We start from the raw sequence: 17,020 nt of genomic DNA on the forward strand, positions 1-17,020 counted from the left end.
GCAGTACCAGCTGACCTGCCGCCCTACGCTGATCGGAAAGACCGCCTTATGAGTTCCCCCGCACCGAGCCCCACGGCCGCAGGTAACGGCCCTGCACGCGCCTCGGAGCACGGCGCATCTTCGCCCGACCCCTATATGCCCGGCCATGGCACAAACGCGTACAAGGTCAGCCGCTACGAACTGGACCTTGACTACAAGCTCAGCAGTAACCGCCTGAACGGTCGCGCGGTCCTGAACGCCGTCACCCAGTACGCGACCGCGGCCCTGGTGCTGGACCTGACCGGGCTCCGGGCCACGAAGATCCAGCTCAGCGGGCGCCGGGTAAAAAAGTTCAGCCAGCGTGCCGGGCAGTTGGTCATTGTGCCCGAGGCCGCGCTGCCCGCGGGCGAGGAATTTACCCTCGACATCCGCTACGAAGGCAACCCTGGTCCCCGGCGCGGGTTCTGGGGCGAAGTGGGCTGGGAGGAACTCACCGACGGCGTCCTTGTGGCCGGCCAGCCGAACGGCGCCGCCTCCTGGTTCCCGTGCAACGACCACCCCGGTGACAAGGCCAGCTACCGGATTAGTGTGACCACTGACGCCAACTACCGGGCCGTGTGTAACGGCACCCTGGTCTCCCATACGAGCAGGGCCAGCCGCGAGACCTGGGTCTACGAACAGGCCGAACCCATGGCCACCTACCTGGCCACGGTCCAGATCGGCCGCTATGAGTTCCTCGCCCTGACTCCCTTCCCCGTGGACGGGCAGGTTCCGCAGTTCGCCGCCGTTCCGTCACTGCTGGTCGAGACGGCCCGCGAAGGCCTCGCGAGGCAGCCTGAGATGATGCGCACCTTTGCCAGCTGTTTCGGGCCCTACCCTTTCCCGGAATACTCCGTAGTAGTGACCGAAGACGAGCTGGAAATCCCGCTTGAAGCGCAGACGCTCTCCATTCTGGGCCGGAACCACCTGACGCAGGAGTGGGAATCCCAGCGGCTCATCGCCCACGAGCTCGCGCACCAGTGGTTCGGGAACTCCCTCACTGCCGCATCATGGTCGGACATCTGGCTCCACGAGGGCTTCGCCTGCTATGCGGAGTGGATCTGGTCGGAGGAGTCGGGCGTCCTGCCTGTCGCGAACCGGGCCGCCGCAGCCTGGCGGAAACTGGCGGCCGGCAGCCAGGACATTATCGTGGGCGACCCCGGGCCTGAGCTGATGTTTGATGACCGCGTCTACAAGCGGGGAGCCTTGGCCTTGCATGCCCTGCGGGTCCGGTGCGGCGACCTGGCATTCTTTGCGTTGCTGCATGACTGGACGGATGCCCACCGTCACGGTTCAGTGTCCACGGCGGCCTTTATTCTCGCCGCGGACCGGGCCACCGGGCTGGACACCGAGGCGCTGCTGCACCCGTGGCTGCTTGAGGCCTCCCTTCCGCCGCTGCCGGTGCGCTGACCAGCAAGCGCGCTGACAGGCAGTGCGCTGACAACAACGTCGCTAGCTGCCGGTGCGCGAAACCGCGACGGCGGCGCAAAAGCTGAGCGGGAGGCCCGCCTCGCCGGCGGCCAGGTCCCGGATGTCCGGGCGCGACAAAACGTCGAGCGTGTCCGGCGCCGTGGCGAGACCGTCGCCCGTCATCTTGAGCCAGGCTTCCTTGCGCGCCCAGAGCCGTGCCCGCTCCTGCAACAACAGAGGCCCGGCCAGCCCGGTGAGGGCCGCGCGCTCCGCGGCGGTGAGGGCCACGCCGTCGAACCCCTCAAAGGCCATGCCGGACGGGTCCGCAAGGTCCACGCCCATCGTGACTCCGGCCGGTGGATCCACCACGGCGCCCACCAGGATCCACCCGGAACTCCGGGACAGGCTCAGCGCGAGCGGCACCGGCTCTCCCCTGAGCGCATAGCCCGGCCTGCCGTGCGACAGCTCGGGGCCGGAGCCGCACCGGGGGCAGCTGAAGTGGGTGGTGAGGTCCGACGCGGGGACGTCCAGCAGTTCTGCTGCGAACCTTCGCAGGGCACGCCGGCCGGCGACAAAAACGGCCCGCGGGCCGGGTGCCAGGGCGGCCGCGCGCGCCAGCTCGGCGGGCCCCAGCGCTAGTGCCTGGCGACCCGCCGTCGGGTCCTGCCCTCCGGATACGCCGGGAGGGCAGGAACGCAGGACCGGCACTGGCGCCACCGGCACCGCCCCCACCAGCCCTGCCATCCGGATCCGCGTTTAGCGCTGGACGGCGCCGAAGCGCTCTGCGGCCAGGGCCACGGCGCTTTCGCGCGCAGCCGAGGCCTCATCGGCCGTCAGCGTCCGGTCCGTTGCCCGGAAGCGCAGGCCGAAGGCGAGCGATTTCCTGCCCTCTTCAATACCCTTGCCGGCGTAGACGTCGAACAGCGCCACGTCCTCCAGCAGCTCGCCGGCGCCTTCGCGGAGCGCCTCGAGGACCTGGTCCGCGGGAATGTCCTGCGGCACCACCAGGGCAACGTCCTGGGTGGCCACGGGGAACGTGGAGATGTGGCGGGCCACTATCACATCCGCGGCTGCCTCGAACAGGGCATCCGCGTTGAATTCCAACGCCACCGAACGGGCAGGCATGTCGTGGGCGGCCAGGAGCTTGGGGTGCAGCTCACCGGCGTAGCCCACCACCTCACCGGTCCGCAGCGAGAGCTGCGCGGCACGGCCCGGATGGAACGCCTGGTGCGCACCTTGGCTGACCACGATCTCCACACCCAGGACGTCCCCGGCGAGCCGGGCAATGTCAAGTGCATCGGACCAGTCCCACAAGCGCGGCGTGTGGCCGGCAGCAGCCGGTGAATCGTGGCCCGTGAGGACAGCGGCGACGTGCAGCGGCTGGTCCGGAACGCCGTCGTACAGTGCCTCCAGTACCTCGTCGGAAGGCTTAACGCCCAGCGGCGGGATGGACGGCGTACCCACGGTCTCGCCCGGCAGGAAAACGAGGCCCGACTCGAAGAGCGCCAGGTCGCGGAACCCGCGGGAGTAGTTCCGCTTGGCCACCTCGATCAGCCCGGGGAGGATGGACGTGCGCAGGAAGCCGTGTTCCTCGCTGATCGGGTTCGCCAGCTTGACCGCGCTCCGGGCCGCACCCTGCTCGGCGACGCCGAACGTGTCGTTGGCGGCCTTGGAGACGAACGGGTAGGCCAGGACTTCGGTCAGACCGGCGTCGGCCAGTGCCTGGATGAGCCGACGGCGCTGCTGCTGCACGCGGGTCAGGCCACGTCCCGGAGGGGCCACCGGAAGGGTCGCGGGAATCTTGTCGTAGCCCACCAGCCGCGCGATTTCCTCGGTGAGGTCTTCCTTGGTTTCCAGGTCGTTGCGCCAGCTGGGGGCGGTAACGGTCCAGCCGCCGTCGGCTTTTTCCACCACGGCACCGAGGTCCACCAGCGAGGTGGTGATCTGCTCTTCGGTGAAATCGATGCCGATCCGCTGGGCGGCAAAGGCTGCCGGCAGCGCGATGGTCACAGCGTCCGGTGCGGTCCCGACGTCGGTCCCCGTCTGGTCAGCAACCCCGCCGGCGAGGTCTACCAGGAGGTTAACAACCCGCTGGGCAGCAATGTCAGCCACGTGCCAGTCGACGCCGCGCTCGAAGCGCTTGGACGCCTCGGACGGCAGCTTGTGCCGGCGGCGGGAACGGCCAATGGACACTTCGTCGAAGTGCGCAGCTTCCACCAGGACGTTCGACGTCGAATCGCTCACCTCGGTGGCCGCGCCGCCCATCACGCCGGCAATGCCGATCGCGCCGGAACCGTCGGTGATGAGGAGGTCCTCGACGTCGAGCGTGCGCTCCTTGTCGTCCAGGGTGGTGATCTTCTCCCCCGCCACGGCACGGCGGACCACAATGTCGCCGGACAGCTTGTCCAGGTCATAGCAGTGCGTGGGCTGGCCAAGCTCAAGCATCACGTAGTTGGAGATGTCCACCGGCAGCGAGATGGACCGGATCCCGGCAAGCCGCAGCCGCGAGGTCATCCACGGCGGCGTCGGCCTGGTGGCGTCCACGCCGCGGACGGTGCGGGCCACGAAGCGGTCGCAGCCGGGTTTGCCGTAGATGGGCGCGTCGTCGTTGAGCTTGACGCCGTGGCCGCCGGAAAGTTCCGCCGGGGCCTGGACCTTTGACGCGGGGTCTGTGAATCCCGTGCCGGTGGCGTGGGCGTATTCACGGGCCACACCACGGATGGAGAATGCGTAGCCGCGGTCCGGGGTGACGTTTATCTCGGCGGCTTCGTCGTAGAGGCCCAGCAGTTCCATGGCGTCCGTGCCGATTTCCGGATCCAGCCCGATCCGGGACAGGACCAGGATGCCGTCGTGGTCCTCGCCGATGCCAAGTTCACGCACGGAGGCGATCATGCCGGCGGAGAGGTGGCCGTACGTCTTCCGGGCGGAGATGTGGAAGTCGCCGGGCAGCACCGCCCCCGGCAGCGTGACAACTACCTTGTCGCCTTCAACGAAGTTGTGGGCGCCGCAGATGATGCCCTGCACCCCGGACGGGTCGATGCCGTCGCCCGTGAGGGTCTGCTCCTTGCCTTCGGGGACAACCCGGACCTGGCACCAGTTGATGGTCTTGCCGTTGGTCTGCGGTTCCTTGACGATGCTCAGGACCTGGCCCACCACAACCGGACCCTTCAGGGTGTCCGTGGGGCGGTGGACCGCTTCCTCTTCAAAGCCAACCTTGACCAGTTCGGCCATCAGGTCTTCGGCCGTTGCTCCGGCCGGTACTGCTGCGAATTCACGCAGCCAGGAAAGTGGGATACGCACTGTTAGATCTCCATCCCGAAGTGCTCGCTGAAACGTACATCGCCTTCGATCATGTCGCGCATGTCGCCGACGTCATTGCGGAACATGAGCGCGCGCTCGATGCCCATGCCAAAGGCGAAACCGGAGTAGATATCCGGGTCGATGCCTGCGGCGCGGAGGACGTTAGGGTTGATCATGCCGCAGCCGCCCCATTCAATCCAGCGCGGGCCGCCCTTGGCGCCCGGGTGCCAGATGTCCAGTTCCGCGGAGGGTTCGGTGAAGGGGAAATAGTTCGGGCGCAGCCGGACGGACGCCTCGTCGCCGAACAACTGCCGGGTGAAGTGCTCCAGCGTGCCCAGGAGGTCGGCCATGCTCAGGTTCTTATCGATGGCCAGGCCCTCGAACTGGTGGAACACCGGGGTGTGCGTCGCGTCCAGTTCATCGGTGCGGAACACCTTGCCGGGGCAGAGGACATAGATGGGCAGCTCGCGTTCCAGCATGGACCGGACCTGCACCGGGGAGGTGTGCGTACGCATCACCAGGTGGGCCTCCGGCGGCTCAACGAAAAACGTGTCCTGCATTTCGCGGGCCGGGTGGTCCGGCTTGAAGTTCAGGGCGTCGAAGTTGAACCATTCGGATTCCACCTCGGGGCCTTCGGCGATTTCCCAGCCCATGCCCACAAAGATGTCCGCCACGCGGTCCTGCAGCGTGGAGAGCGGGTGACGCGCTCCTGCCCGACGACGGCGGGGTGCGGCAGTGACGTCCACCGTCTCTTCCAGCAGGATCCGGGCGTCGTTTTGTGCTTCCAGCTCGGCGGTGCGGTCCGCGAGCGCCTTGTTGACCCGGCCACGTGAGGAACCCATGAGTTTGCCGGCTACGGCTTTCTGGTCTTTCGGCAGCCCGCCGATCTCCCGGTTGGCCAGGCTGAGCGGTGACTTCTCACCGGTGTGCGCCAGCCTCACCGCCTTGAGTTCGTCAAGGGTGCCTGCGCCGGCAATGGCGGCGATGGCCTGGTCTACAGCGGCAGTGATGGCGGCTTCATCCGTAGGGTTCGGGATGGCGGCGCCCGGCAAAGTTTCAGTCATCTACTGTTCTTAGCTACGAGTCGGGGCTGCCGGTGAGGGGTGCAGCCGCGCGCGGTTACCCGGCAGCGCCTCCGTCACTGGCAGGTCATTCCGTGAATCCATGCTTGCTGAATGCACTCGATGACCAGGTCAGGGCACACCGGTCAAACTGGCGGCCACTATCCTCCAGTCTAAGTGAAGGCTCCGGTTACCATGGCCTCATGACACAAGGACAGGGCCGGTCAGCCGTGCAGCTGTTGACGCCGGGGCAGCGGGTACGACAGCTCGCCAACCTGGCCAACGGCACTACCCTGCTGGGCCTGGCCGTTGCCGCGGCTGCGGGAACCGCCGTCAGCAAAGGCCCCCGCGGGCTGGTCATGGCATCCGGCTACCGGTGGCGCATCCCGTATGCGGGAGCCTTCACCCTGGGCAACGTGGTCATCTGCCGGATCCGGGCTGAAGAACTGACGTCAAATCCGGCGCTCCTGGGGCATGAGGAAAAGCACTGCAGCCAGTACGCCTACTGCCTGGGGCTACCCTTCCTTCCGTTGTATTTCCTGGCCGCCGGCTGGTCGCAGCTCCGGACGGGCAATCCGGCGTCGGCAAATTTCTTCGAGCGGCAGGCCGGCCTGGCAGCCGGCGGTTACGTTGACACCAGGACACCAAAGCCGGTGCCCCATGGGGCCGGCGGAATCGAGGTCTGACAATGACGGGCGAACCCAACACCACGACCAACAACAGGACCATCACCGTGACCGGAACGGGGTCGGCGGAGGCGCCACCTGACTTACTGACGATTTCTGTGGGCGTCGAGTGCCGGCGGGACAGCGTGGGCGCCGCCTATGCGGATGCAGGAACAGCGTCCGCAGCTGTATCCGGTGCGCTCCGCCGGCACGGCCTGGCTGACACGGACATCCGGACCTCCGGACTGACCGTCCGGCCGGAGTTCGTCTGGCGCGACGGCGGAGGCCAGCAGGTGACCGGGTACGTGACCTCGAGCACGCTCACCGTGCGCCTGCGGCAGGTGAGCACGGCATCCGCTGTCCTAGCGGCCGCGGTAGATGCCGGCGGCGATGACGTGCGCCTGAACGGACTGGAACTTGGCTTCTCGGATGAGTCAGCCGTCGCCGCCCTCGCCCGGGACGCGGCATGGCAGGATGCCTCAGCCAAAGCTGAACAGTTTGCCTCCCTGGCGTCCGCGCGCCTTGGCCCGGTAATGTCCGTTGCCGAGCACCCGGATGCGCCCGGGCCCGTCCCGGTGGCCCGGCTCCAGCGCGCCGCTGCCAACGAAGCCATCAGCGTGGAGGCGGGCCACGCGAGCATTAACGCCAGCGTCACCGTGGTGTGGGAACTGCTGGCCTGACGGTTCCCGCAGCCCGGTGCCGAACCCGCGGCGCGGCCTTCCGCGGCGTCCGGTCCTTGACTTAAGTTCGAACATATATTCGAATGGGGGCATGAGATGGGATGCACAAGCGCTGATGCCCCGGCCCGCCGATGACCTCGGAAATGGCCCATCACCCGCCCTGCTCCCCCTTGCCGGGTTGGTCCGTTCTGTGACCACCCCCGAATTCGCCGGCATCACCTTCCATGAGGTCACCGCCAAATCGGTGCTCAACAAGGTGGTGGCCGGGTCGCGGATGCCGTTTGAGTGGACTGTGAACCCCTACCGCGGCTGCAGCCATGCCTGTGTCTATTGTTTTGCGCGCAAGAGCCACACGTATCTCGACTTTGACGCCGGCCTGGATTTCGACAGCCAGGTGGTGGTCAAGGTCAATGCGGCCGAGGTCCTCCGGAAGGAGTTGGCCAAACCGTCCTGGGGCCGTCACCAGGTGGCGCTTGGCACCAACACGGACCCCTACCAGCGGGCCGAGGGCCGCTATCAGCTGATGCCGGGAATCATCACGGCACTGACTGAATCAGGTACGCCGTTGTCCATCCTCACCAAGGGGACGCTGCTGGCCCGGGACATCCCGCTCCTGAAGCGGGCTGCCGCCCAGGTGCCGGTAGGGGTAGGTATTTCACTGGCCATGACGGATGAGGCACTCTCGGAAGCCGTGGAACCAGGCACGCCAGGGCCGCGGGCGCGGCTGAAGCTGATCTCCCGCTTACGCGATGCCGGGCTCCCCTGCGGTGTTATGGCGATGCCTATCGTGCCGTGGCTGTCCGATAGTGACGAATCCCTCGATTCCCTGTTCGCTTCGTTGGCCGCAGCCGGTGCCACGGGCGTCACCGCCGGCGCCCTCTACCTGAAGCCGGGAACACGCGAGTGGTTTATGCAGTGGATTGCCAAGAACCATCCGGAACTGGCAGGCCGCTACCGGCGCCTCTATGGCACAGGGTCCTACGCGTCCAAGGAATACCGCACCTGGCTCGCCGCAAAGGTGCGCTATTTCAAGCACCGGCACGGCTTCACCAGCGGCCACGGCTTCAGCCACCGTGACCTCGAGGACGATCCCCGTGGCGAGGAAGCCCAGTATCCGGCGGGCAGTATCCCGTCCACCGGCGTCGGCACACAGGAACGGCCGGCTGGGGAGTCCAAACCGGCCGCCGCAGGGCCGCGTAAGCAGCCCACTCTGTTCTAGGGACGGATTCCTGGCTGGCCGGAATGGCCAGGCCCTTGTACTTCTCCTGCAGGAAATCCTTCATGTCCTGCGAGGTCAGGATCTTGAAGAGCTTCTGGACCCGGGGATCATCCTTCATCTCGGCTTTGACTGCCAGCACGTTGTAGTAGGCACTGTCCTTGCCTTCCACTAGCAGCTCCTAAAATTCAGCGAAGGGGGCTGAGCCCACAGGCGTGCCCAGTGATTCAAGAAGTGCCCGGACAATCGGGAAATCGGCGGGGATCCACGGAAGACTGAGAGCTTCATCATGATTCGTGGTGCTGATCCATCTCAGCTGGTCATGGTCTTCGAGCGGCTGGGGATCGCCGTCGGAAATCTCCGCCAACCACACGCGCATGCTGGCCCGCTCGTTCAGCCGCCAACCATCTGCCGTTTCCGCGGGGAGTTCCGGCCCCAGACGGACCCCTATGCCCAGTTCTTCCCTGAGTTCCCGGTGCAACGCCGCCTCGCATTCCTCTCCGGCGTCCACTTTCCCGCCGGGAAATTCCCAGAGCCCAGCGAACTGCTCGGGAGCAGTCCGCCTGGCCACCAGCATGCGGGCAGGGTTCGCCAACGAGTCCACTATTGCTCCGCCAACTACCTGTATCAGTCCACTCACCGCCCCAGTCTATGAGGGAGAATGGTTTGCGGACCCTCCCCCCAGCACCCCCTTTGAAAAGCAGGCCCATGAGCAGCGTCATCCAAACCTCCACCGCATCCAAGGCGAAATCTCCACACGTTGGCGCAGCGATTTTCGCACTGGCAATGGGCGGCGTCGGAATCGGTGTCACGGAGTTCACCATGATGGGCCTGCTGAAAGAGGTGGAACAGGGACTCGGAATCAGCACGCCGGAGGCCGGACACCTCATTTCCGCCTACGCCCTCGGAGTTGTGGTGGGCGCGCCGATGCTCGCCGCAGTCGGTGCCAAACTGCCACGCAAATACCTCGCACTGGGCCTCATGCTGGTCTTTACGCTGGCCAACCTGACGTCCTATGTTGCTCCCGATTACGGGAGCATGCTGGTTTCCCGATTTGCGGCCGGGCTGCCGCACGGCGCATTCTTCGGGGTCGCGGCAGTGATTGCCGCGTCCCTGGTTTCCCCCACGCGCCGGGGTTGGGCCATCTCCATGGTGATGGCGGGTCTCTCCGTTTCGAACGTTATCGGTGTGCCCGCGGCCACGTGGGTGGGCCAGACCTTCGGCTGGCGGCTGCTGTTCCTCCTCGTAGGAGGCATTGGCTTGCTGACACTGGTGCTGCTGTGGCGCTATGTCCCTTACCAGGCGCCCCATCCTGACGCGAGCATCCGCCGCGAGCTCGGTGCGCTCAAGCGGCTCCAGGTGTGGCTGGCCATCCTGATCGGCATCGTGGGTTTTGGCGGCTTCTTCGCGACCTACACCTACATTGCGCACACCATGACCCTGGTGGCCGGGATTCCGGGATCGCTGTTGCCCCTTGTGGTGGCACTCTACGGACTGGGCATGGTGGCCGGAACAGTCGTCGGCGGCAGGCTGGCCGACAAGTCAGTGATGGGGACGCTGTACTGGGTCCTGCCCGGGATAGCCGTCGCACTGGTGGTCTACGCGGTGGCTGTGCACTGGCCCTGGTCGGCCCTGGTGATGGTCTTTGTGGTGGGAGCGTCCGGCTCGATGCTGATCCCGGCCCTGCAGACCCGTTTGTTGGATGCGTCACCGGATGCCCCCTCCCTGGCTTCTTCGCTGAACCACGCCGCGCTTAACGTTGCCAATGCCCTGGGCGCCTTCCTGGGCGGCCTGGTGATCGCCTGGGGCTGGGGCTTCGTGGCACCCGCGCTCGTGGGCGCCGTGTTGGCAGTCCTGGGCTTTGGCATCGCGCTGACCAGCGGCGTCCTGGAACGCAGAAAGCCGCTGGCCGCCTGATCCTGGGAACGGGCGGCCAGCGGCTTCACCGAAGCATTCGGTGCGCTGAGGAAGGAACGTCAGGCCTGCGGGTCCTGGGCCCCGGCCTCCGCGGCTATCTGGCCGGCGTTGGGAACCTGACCGGCGCCTGAGCCCCCATCCGTGCGACTGTCCTCGCGGTGCAGATCCGGTTCGAGGTAGATCACCCGGGCCATCGGAACGGCCGTGCGGATTCGGGACTCGGCACCATCAATCGCGGCGGCGATGTCCCGGCCGGTTTCTGCGGCACCCACGGAGATCTTGGCGGCCACCAGCAGCTCCTCCGGTCCGAGGTGAAGGGTCTTGAGGTGGATGATCCGGTTTTGTCCCCCGGCCTCGATGGCCTCACTGATGCGGGCCACGTCATCCCGGGTGGCGGACTCACCCAGCAACAGGGACTTGGTTTCGACAGCCAGCACCACGGCGATGGCCACGAGCAGCAGGCCGATCATGCCGGTACCCGCGGCGTCCCAGATCCCGTTGCCGGTGACGAGGGTCATGCTCACACCCACGAGCGCGAACACAAGGCCAAGAAGCGCCCCGAGGTCTTCCAGCAGGATGACCGGCAACTCCGGCTGCTTAGCCGTGCGCACAAAGCTCACCCAGCCCTGCTTGCCGCGGACGTGGTTGGATTCGATGATGGCCGTCCGGAACGAGAAGGACTCAGCAACAATGGCGCCGATCAGCACCGCCAATGGAACCCACCAGAAGTCGCCTTCGATGGCGTGCGGGTGCTGCAGTTTCTCCCACGCTTCGAACAGTGCAAAAAGCCCACCCACGCTGAAGAGCACGATCGAGACGATAAAGGCGTAAATGTAGCGTTCACGGCCATACCCGAACGGGTGCTCCGGGCTAGCTGCCCTCCTGGCGCGCTTGCCACCGATCAGGAGCAGCAGTTGATTGCCGGAGTCGGCAATCGAGTGGATGGCTTCGGCCAGCATCGACGACGAAGCCGTCAGAAAAAAAGCCACGAATTTCAGGACGGCGATGGTCAGGTTTGCGGCTAGGGCCGCGACGATCGCCTTGGTACCGCCATTTGCAGCCACGGAGGCTTCTCCTCTTCACAGGTTTCAAGAACAAGCAGGGATATTCGCGGCGCCGCAGTCGGCTCCGCCCACGAATACCGTACCTTTTCGGGTGCAGAAGACGCACTTCTGACATGCACCAGGCCTGCTGACATCGGAGGGGCCGTATGTTAGCTTGAACATTAATCGGGACGTCTAATCCCGACGAATATGAAGGAGGAGACATGGGTTTTCTTGCTTGGATTATTCTCGGCCTCATCGTAGGGGCCATCGTTAAAGCCGTTATGCCGGGCAAAGTCGGCGGCGGCTGGGTGACGAGTCTCGTGCTCGGCGTTGTCGGCGCGATTGTAGGCGGCTGGATTGGCAGCCTCCTGTTCGGCAAGGGTGACCTTGCCTTCTTTGATCTGGGTACCTGGATCCTGGCCATCGTAGGCGGCCTGGTAGTTGCCGGCGTCTACGGAGCCATCACAGGACGCAGCAAGAGCACACGGGCGCCCTGATACCCCTACCTCATCTGATTCATACAGCAAGGGCCCCGGAGAACTTCCGGGGCCCTGCCTTTTAAGTCACGTCTTCAGTCACGCTTTCTGGGACCGGGCACTGGCGTAGAGACACACGGTTGCCGCCGTGCCGAGGTTCAAGCTTTCGGCCGCGCCGTAAACGGGCACGGCCACCCGGTGATCTGCCAAGGCCAGTTCATCTTCGGCGAGCCCCTGCGCTTCGTTTCCGAACAGCCACGCTGTGGGACCCTCCAGGGCAAACAGCGATTCGACGCCGGGGCCTGCGATCCGGCGGGCGGCGTTTTCGTCCTGGAGCGTATCCAGGTTGACGTCACCTTCACCGTCGGCGGCCAGTATGCCAATCCCCCGCGCGCGGCAGGCGGCTGCCACTTCCGCGATATCGGCACTCAGGACCACGGGCAGATGGAACAGGGAACCGGCGGTGGAACGGACGGCCTTGGGGTTATAGATGTCAACGCTCGACGAGGTCAGGATGACGGCGTCCGCCCCCGCCGCGTCAGCAGCCCGGAGTACAGTGCCGGCGTTGCCGGGGTCCCGAACCTGACACAGCACTGCAAGCAGCCGAGGGCCGGCGTCGAGGACCTGCCCAAGGCTCACGTCCAGGAAACCGCAGACCGCGAGAATGCCCTGCGGGGTAACCGTGTCCGCCATCGCGGCCAGCACTTCATCGGTAGTGAGGTAAGCGTCAATACCCTCCGCGAGAGCCTCCAGGTCCGGGTGCCGGTCGAGGCAGGCCTCGCTCGCGTACACCTCATAGACGACGCCGGGCTCGCCCGCTGCAATCCTCTTCTGGTGCAGGGTGAGGGCCTCACGGACAGCTTGGGGACCCTCCGCCAGAAACTCGCGGCGCTTTAAACGGGCCGGGCGCCCGGCAAGCTGTGCCACCTTCCTCACCCGATCAGCTCGGGGGTTGGAGAGTGGAAAGTCTTGCGGGCGCCCGGTTTCGTTCATATAAGAACCTTAGTGGCTTCAGCCACCAGTCCCCGAACTGGCGTGGGTGCTACTTGGCAGCCACGTCAGCGGCAGGCTTTGCAGCCTTGGCCTTGGGTGCCTTGGCAGCCTTGGGGGCTGCGGCTTCGACGGCCGGAGCGGACGTGTCGGCAGGCAGGGAATCCTTGGCGATCTTCACCAGCGCTGCGAATGCGTTCGCATCCGAGACGGCCAGCTCAGCAAGCATACGGCGGTCAACCTCAACCTCAGCGGCCTTCAGGCCCTGGATCAGACGGTTGTAAGTCAGGCCGTTGGCGCGGGATGCAGCATTGATGCGCTGGATCCACAGGCGGCGGAAGTCGCCCTTCTTCTTCTTGCGGTCGCCGTAGCTGTACACAAACGAGTGCAGCAGCTGCTCTTTAGCCTTGCGGTACAGGCGTGAACGCTGTCCACGGTAGCCCTTTGCGCGTTCAAGGATAACCCGGCGCTTCTTGTGGGCGTTGACCGCCCTCTTCACACGTGCCACGTGCGTACTCCTTCGAAAATTCTGATCCCAAGCATCTACTGCCGGAACAACCGGCTGGCCTGAGAAGCCTTTTTGGTAGTTGACTGCTGCCAGGTGGCATCAGTCAGAGAACTTGGAACTTAGATGCCGAGCATCTTCCGGATGACCTTAGCGTCACCCTTGAAGACGATCTTGTCGCCGGCGAGGCGACGAGTCAGCCTGGAGGACTTGTGCTCAAGGTAGTGGCGGCGGTTGGCCTGCTGGCGGCGCAGCTTGCCGCTGCCGGTCAGCTTGAAGCGCTTCTTAGCACCACTGTGGGTCTTCATCTTCGGCATGGGAACCGATCTCCTTACGTGTCCACAGACATTGTCTGCAGTTCTTTCGAGCAGCCGCCCCTGCAGGCGGCATGCTGGTTGCGTACTGCAGGAGGATAACCTCCCGCAGCTTTGAACTAGGTAGTCTTCTTGCCAGCCGGCTTCGGAGCTGCCTTGGGGGCAGGCCTTGCAGCAGGCTTCGGCGCTGCCGGCCGGGCGATCGGCTTAGGCATCGGCACCGGCGGCCTCGGAGCTGCCGGAGCCGCAACTTCGGCGGGCTTGGCAGCGACAGGAGCCTTGACGGGCGCCGGGGCTGCCTTGGGAGCCTCGCGCTTGGGAGCAGCGGCCCTCGGGGCAGCCTGCTTGGGCGCCTCCTGGACGGCGGCTTCCTTCACGGGTGCTGCCTTGGCGGCGGTTTCCCTTGCAGGAGCTTCCTTCGCGGCGGCTTCCTTGACGGGAGCTTCCTTCGCCGGCGCTTCCTTGACAGGGGCTTCGGCTTCCGGAGCGGCTTCAGCAGGCGCCTCAGGTGCTTCAGACTGTGCCGGAGCTTCGGTTTCCGGCACCGTGGTGATGGCGAAACCTTCCGGAAGAAGGTCAGCCAGCGACTGCGTGAGCGGTGCCTGGTCGTCGCCGGAGACGTCGATGCGGCCGCCACCCGTAGCTTTCGCTTCGTTCTGCGCCTTGGCCTCTGCACGCTGTGATGCGCGGCGTGCCTCAGCCTTGGCTTCGGCCTTGTTCTTCAGCGGGCCCACAACCATGACCATGTTGCGGCCATCGATACGGGGGCTGGACTCGACAACGCCTACTTCGGCGACATCGTCAGCGAAGCGCTGGAGCAGGCGGATGCCCATTTCCGGACGCTGCTGCTCACGGCCGCGGAACTGGATCATGGCCTTGACCTTGTCACCGGCACCGAGGAAGCGCAGTGCATGGCCGCGCTTGGTCTCGTAGTCGTGGGTGTCAATCTTGAGGCGGAAGCGGATTTCCTTCAGAACAGTGTTGGTCTGGTTCTTCCGTGCTTCACGTGCCTTGACGGCGGCCTCGTACTTGTACTTGCCGAAGTCCATCAGCTTGCACACCGGAGGCTTGGCCTGCGGTGCAACTTCAACGAGATCAAGATCGGACTCGGCAGCCAAACGCAGGGCATCGTCAATACGGACGATTCCTACTTGTTCACCTGCAGGACCGACCAGCCGCACCTCGGGGACGCGGATACGCTCATTGATTCTTGGCTCGCTAATGTTAAAGCTCCTGTGATTGATGTGGCATTCCACCGGCAAATAGAGAAGGCCCCCAATTGCCGGAGCAATCGAAGGCCTCGAAGGTCGGATGCACGATCCTCCGTAAAGGCTGTGCGCACTTCCCCAGGCTCAACGCCTGACGGAACTGTCCGACCGGTACCCGGCAACCTTGGTTCCTGGCGGAATTGCTTCCGGTGGGAAAACGGCTGACGCGGGTGGGAGAGTACTCCGCTTGCAAACTGCATGCCATTCTACAGAACAAATCCCGCCTAACGCAGCTAAGCGTTGGTGGGACCTTCCACAGCAAAATAACGACATCCAGTCGGTCTGTGACAAGCTTACCAGTATGAGCACCCCAGACAGTAATTCACACGTTTTCGAGGCCTCGGACGCCAAGGCTGACGTGACCCAGCAAATCCGCGATATCTCGGAGGTGCCGGCCATCGAGGTCATCACCACCGCCGCCGTGCACCTGATGAGCGCGGCAGCGGTCAAGCTGGGCCTCGCCGCCGAGGACAACGCAGAGGAACTCAAGGATCTGGATGAGGCCCGCAAGCTCATCACCGCCCTTGCCGGACTCGTGACCTCAGCGGCCCCCGAAATCGGATCCCAGCACGCCGGCCCGTTGCGCGATGGCCTGCGTTCCCTGCAGCTCGCGTTCCGCGAGGAGTCCATCATCCCGGATGCCCCGGGCAAGGGCCCGGGCGAGAAGTACACCGGCGCCGTCAACTAGACCCAGAACAGCAAACTTCACAAAGTACGACGACGGCGGCGGACGGTCCACACGGACCCTCCGCCGCCGTCGTGTTTCACTTTGTTTTTGTCCGGATAACGGGACTTCCGCACCTGTCAGGCGGAATATCTGGACAAAAACTCCGGAGGCCGACGTCAGACGGCAGCGCGGCGGCGGCGGGCCTGGAGCAGCAGTCCCACCAGGCAGAGCAGAACGCCGGCCACACCCACGGAAACAAATCCGCCGGATGGTCCCATCCCGTCGATGAAAATCCCGGCAAGGGGCGCCCCGAGCGCCACCCCGGCAGTCAGCGCAGAGCCGTACCAGCCCATTGCCTCGCCGCGGCGGTCCTCCGCCACCAGGTCTGCCACATGTTCGGAGGCGGCCGACAGGACGGGGGCGCACAACAGGCCCGGAAGGATCGAGACGAAGGCCAGCGTCCACGTGTCCTGGGCGAAGCCCATCGGGATAGTCAGGGCCGCCATCCCCAGCAGCAGGAGGATCGGCGAAACTGGACGGTGCATGGCCCCGTAGACCAGTCCGCCGACCACCGATGCGGCGCACCAAAAGAGGAACACGATGCCAATTTCGCCCTGGTGCCCGCCTGTTTCCAAGGCAGCAACAATGCCCACGTCCGTGCCGCTGAGCACCATGCCGGTTCCGGCCGCCACTGCGAATACGGCCACTACGGTGGCCGTGAGCCAGGCGAAGTTGTGGGCCACCTTGCCGCGCAGCCCCGTCGGCCCGCTGCGGGTGCGTTCCGCCCCGGCCGGGGCGAGGTCTGCCGCTGCTTCCTGGAGGTGTGCCGGTGCGGCGGAAACCACAGCCACTTCCGCGGCGTGGCGCTGGTCGGCCTGGCACTCCTCAGTCTGCGAGGCCGATCGGGTGGGCGGGTTGAACCACATAAGGAACAATCCGGCCAGTGACGTCGAAACGCCCACCACGGTGAGTCCCAGAACGGTGAAGCCGCTGGTGGCCACAACGGCGCCGGCGGCAGGCCCGATCATAAACACCATCTCCGTGGCGATCGAGTCCAGCGCAAAAGCGGTCCGCCGCTGGTCGCCGTCCGCGAGGACGCCCAGGGACTGGCGGATCACACTGAAGATCGGCAACGTCAGCAGGCCGCCGACGAACACCAGCGGAAGCAGCCACTGGTAGGACACGTGCGGCACCATGGACCAGATGACGGCCTCTGACACCACTGACGGAATCAGCGCCCGGCGCAGGCCAACAGTGTCCACGCGCCTGCCGCGCCATGGTGCGCCAACGGCAATGCCGATGGTCATAACAGCCGCTGCGGCGCCGGCTGCTGCGTACCCCTGGTCCAGGGTCAGCACGATATGCAGGGTCAGCAGCAGGCCTGCCGCGGAGTGGGGGATGCGGGCGATCATGCCGACCAGCAGCAGCCGCCGGATGGGCCGGTGGGCCAGCAGCTCCCGGTAAAGAGCGAAGTTCACGGAAAATCC

16 protein-coding genes and 2 pseudogenes are annotated in these 17,020 nt (G+C 65.5%); 7 read left to right on the forward strand and 11 right to left on the reverse strand.

Annotated elements, in window-relative coordinates; all coding sequences use genetic code 11:
- The first annotated feature begins 48 nt into the window (after positions 1 to 48).
- Positions 49 to 1,428: a M1 family metallopeptidase gene (locus NFC73_RS03125; protein WP_254747590.1), complete on the forward strand. Its 1,380-nt coding sequence runs from the start codon at positions 49 to 51 to the stop codon at positions 1,426 to 1,428.
- Between the two features lie 42 nt (positions 1,429 to 1,470).
- On the opposite strand, the gene NFC73_RS03130 is transcribed toward NFC73_RS03125, so the two are convergent.
- From NFC73_RS03130 to pheS, 3 genes are read right to left on the reverse strand one after another with little or no spacing between them, the layout of a single operon-like run.
- Entirely contained in the window at positions 1,471 to 2,172 is a 702-nt protein-coding gene (locus NFC73_RS03130) for a 4'-phosphopantetheinyl transferase family protein (protein ID WP_254747591.1), read from the reverse strand.
- Between the two features lie 12 nt (positions 2,173 to 2,184).
- Positions 2,185 to 4,728: a phenylalanine--tRNA ligase subunit beta gene (gene pheT / locus NFC73_RS03135; protein ID WP_254747592.1), complete on the reverse strand. Its 2,544-nt coding sequence runs from the start codon at positions 4,726 to 4,728 to the stop codon at positions 2,185 to 2,187.
- A gap of 2 nt (positions 4,729 to 4,730) precedes the next feature.
- Positions 4,731 to 5,792, reverse strand: a complete 1,062-nt coding sequence (gene pheS, locus NFC73_RS03140; protein ID WP_104063385.1) for a phenylalanine--tRNA ligase subunit alpha — start codon at positions 5,790 to 5,792, stop codon at positions 4,731 to 4,733.
- 200 nt (positions 5,793 to 5,992) lie between these two features.
- Here pheS and NFC73_RS03145 point away from each other — a divergent pair, with 200 nt between their 5' ends.
- The 3 genes from NFC73_RS03145 (at position 5,993) to NFC73_RS03155 (ending at position 8,353) form a co-directional block, all read left to right on the forward strand.
- Complete coding sequence (locus NFC73_RS03145) at positions 5,993 to 6,475, forward strand: hypothetical protein (protein ID WP_254747593.1); 483 nt, start codon at positions 5,993 to 5,995, stop codon at positions 6,473 to 6,475.
- Between the two features lie 2 nt (positions 6,476 to 6,477).
- Complete coding sequence (locus NFC73_RS03150; protein ID WP_254747594.1) at positions 6,478 to 7,134, forward strand: SIMPL domain-containing protein; 657 nt, start codon at positions 6,478 to 6,480, stop codon at positions 7,132 to 7,134.
- Between the two features lie 91 nt (positions 7,135 to 7,225).
- The gene (locus NFC73_RS03155; RefSeq protein WP_254747595.1) at positions 7,226 to 8,353 is read left to right on the forward strand and encodes an Rv2578c family radical SAM protein; all 1,128 of its coding nucleotides are present in this window, start codon (positions 7,226 to 7,228) and stop codon (positions 8,351 to 8,353) included.
- A gap of 28 nt (positions 8,354 to 8,381) precedes the next feature.
- Here the strand turns inward: NFC73_RS03155 and NFC73_RS20945 are convergent.
- Positions 8,382 to 8,522: pseudogene (locus tag NFC73_RS20945) on the reverse strand (MetQ/NlpA family ABC transporter substrate-binding protein); the annotation flags it as partial.
- Between the two features lie 9 nt (positions 8,523 to 8,531).
- On the reverse strand, positions 8,532 to 8,990 hold the full coding sequence (locus NFC73_RS03160) for a (deoxy)nucleoside triphosphate pyrophosphohydrolase (RefSeq protein WP_254747596.1): 459 nt from the start codon (positions 8,988 to 8,990) through the stop codon (positions 8,532 to 8,534).
- Positions 8,991 to 9,058: 68 nt separating this feature from the next.
- On the opposite strand from NFC73_RS03160, the gene NFC73_RS03165 reads away from it, so the two are divergent.
- Complete coding sequence (locus tag NFC73_RS03165) at positions 9,059 to 10,267, forward strand: MFS transporter (protein ID WP_254747597.1); 1,209 nt, start codon at positions 9,059 to 9,061, stop codon at positions 10,265 to 10,267.
- A gap of 59 nt (positions 10,268 to 10,326) precedes the next feature.
- Here the strand turns inward: NFC73_RS03165 and NFC73_RS03170 are convergent, their stop codons facing one another.
- Positions 10,327 to 11,331: a cation diffusion facilitator family transporter gene (locus tag NFC73_RS03170; protein WP_254747598.1), complete on the reverse strand. Its 1,005-nt coding sequence runs from the start codon at positions 11,329 to 11,331 to the stop codon at positions 10,327 to 10,329.
- Positions 11,332 to 11,534: 203 nt separating this feature from the next.
- Between NFC73_RS03170 and NFC73_RS03175 the strand changes: the two genes are divergently transcribed.
- Entirely contained in the window at positions 11,535 to 11,810 is a 276-nt protein-coding gene (locus NFC73_RS03175; RefSeq protein ID WP_056342958.1) for a GlsB/YeaQ/YmgE family stress response membrane protein, read from the forward strand.
- Between the two features lie 78 nt (positions 11,811 to 11,888).
- Here the strand turns inward: NFC73_RS03175 and NFC73_RS03180 are convergent, their stop codons facing one another.
- The 4 genes and pseudogenes from NFC73_RS03180 to infC form a co-directional block, all read right to left on the reverse strand.
- Positions 11,889 to 12,782, reverse strand: coding sequence for a TrmH family RNA methyltransferase (locus tag NFC73_RS03180; protein ID WP_254747599.1), 894 nt, complete (start codon positions 12,780 to 12,782; stop codon positions 11,889 to 11,891).
- A gap of 49 nt (positions 12,783 to 12,831) precedes the next feature.
- A complete protein-coding gene (gene rplT / locus NFC73_RS03185; protein WP_056342954.1) occupies positions 12,832 to 13,287 on the reverse strand; it encodes a 50S ribosomal protein L20 in 456 nt (151 codons plus the stop codon).
- A gap of 119 nt (positions 13,288 to 13,406) precedes the next feature.
- Positions 13,407 to 13,601: a 50S ribosomal protein L35 gene (rpmI, locus tag NFC73_RS03190; protein ID WP_009358635.1), complete on the reverse strand. Its 195-nt coding sequence runs from the start codon at positions 13,599 to 13,601 to the stop codon at positions 13,407 to 13,409.
- A gap of 776 nt (positions 13,602 to 14,377) precedes the next feature.
- A pseudogene (gene infC, locus NFC73_RS20950) lies at positions 14,378 to 14,854 on the reverse strand (translation initiation factor IF-3); the annotation flags it as partial.
- Positions 14,855 to 15,167: 313 nt separating this feature from the next.
- Between infC and NFC73_RS03200 the strand changes: the two are divergent.
- Positions 15,168 to 15,554 (forward strand): DUF1844 domain-containing protein, encoded by a 387-nt coding sequence (locus NFC73_RS03200; protein WP_141140039.1) that lies wholly within the window; start codon positions 15,168 to 15,170, stop codon positions 15,552 to 15,554.
- 155 nt (positions 15,555 to 15,709) lie between these two features.
- Here NFC73_RS03200 and NFC73_RS03205 read toward each other — a convergent pair whose 3' ends face one another.
- Positions 15,710 to 17,011, reverse strand: coding sequence for an MFS transporter (locus NFC73_RS03205; RefSeq protein WP_254747601.1), 1,302 nt, complete (start codon positions 17,009 to 17,011; stop codon positions 15,710 to 15,712).
- Between the last annotated feature and the right edge of the window lie 9 nt (positions 17,012 to 17,020).

The organism is Pseudarthrobacter humi (genome assembly GCF_024294965.1).
GTDB classification, from domain to species: domain Bacteria; phylum Actinomycetota; class Actinomycetes; order Actinomycetales; family Micrococcaceae; genus Arthrobacter; species Arthrobacter humi.

Coding starts and splice junctions, on each gene's coding strand:
- NFC73_RS03165 (WP_254747597.1), top strand. CDS start 9,059: ATGAGCAGCGTCATCCAAACCTCCACCGCATCCAAGGCGAAATCTCCA.
- NFC73_RS03155 (WP_254747595.1), top strand. CDS start 7,226: ATGAGATGGGATGCACAAGCGCTGATGCCCCGGCCCGCCGATGACCTC.
- NFC73_RS03175 (WP_056342958.1), top strand. CDS start 11,535: ATGGGTTTTCTTGCTTGGATTATTCTCGGCCTCATCGTAGGGGCCATC.
- NFC73_RS03130 (WP_254747591.1), bottom strand. CDS start 2,172: ATGGCAGGGCTGGTGGGGGCGGTGCCGGTGGCGCCAGTGCCGGTCCTG.
- pheS (WP_104063385.1), bottom strand. CDS start 5,792: ATGACTGAAACTTTGCCGGGCGCCGCCATCCCGAACCCTACGGATGAA.
- NFC73_RS03150 (WP_254747594.1), top strand. CDS start 6,478: ATGACGGGCGAACCCAACACCACGACCAACAACAGGACCATCACCGTG.
- NFC73_RS03125 (WP_254747590.1), top strand. CDS start 49: ATGAGTTCCCCCGCACCGAGCCCCACGGCCGCAGGTAACGGCCCTGCA.
- NFC73_RS03180 (WP_254747599.1), bottom strand. CDS start 12,782: ATGAACGAAACCGGGCGCCCGCAAGACTTTCCACTCTCCAACCCCCGA.
- NFC73_RS03145 (WP_254747593.1), top strand. CDS start 5,993: ATGACACAAGGACAGGGCCGGTCAGCCGTGCAGCTGTTGACGCCGGGG.
- NFC73_RS03200 (WP_141140039.1), top strand. CDS start 15,168: ATGAGCACCCCAGACAGTAATTCACACGTTTTCGAGGCCTCGGACGCC.
- rpmI (WP_009358635.1), bottom strand. CDS start 13,601: ATGCCGAAGATGAAGACCCACAGTGGTGCTAAGAAGCGCTTCAAGCTG.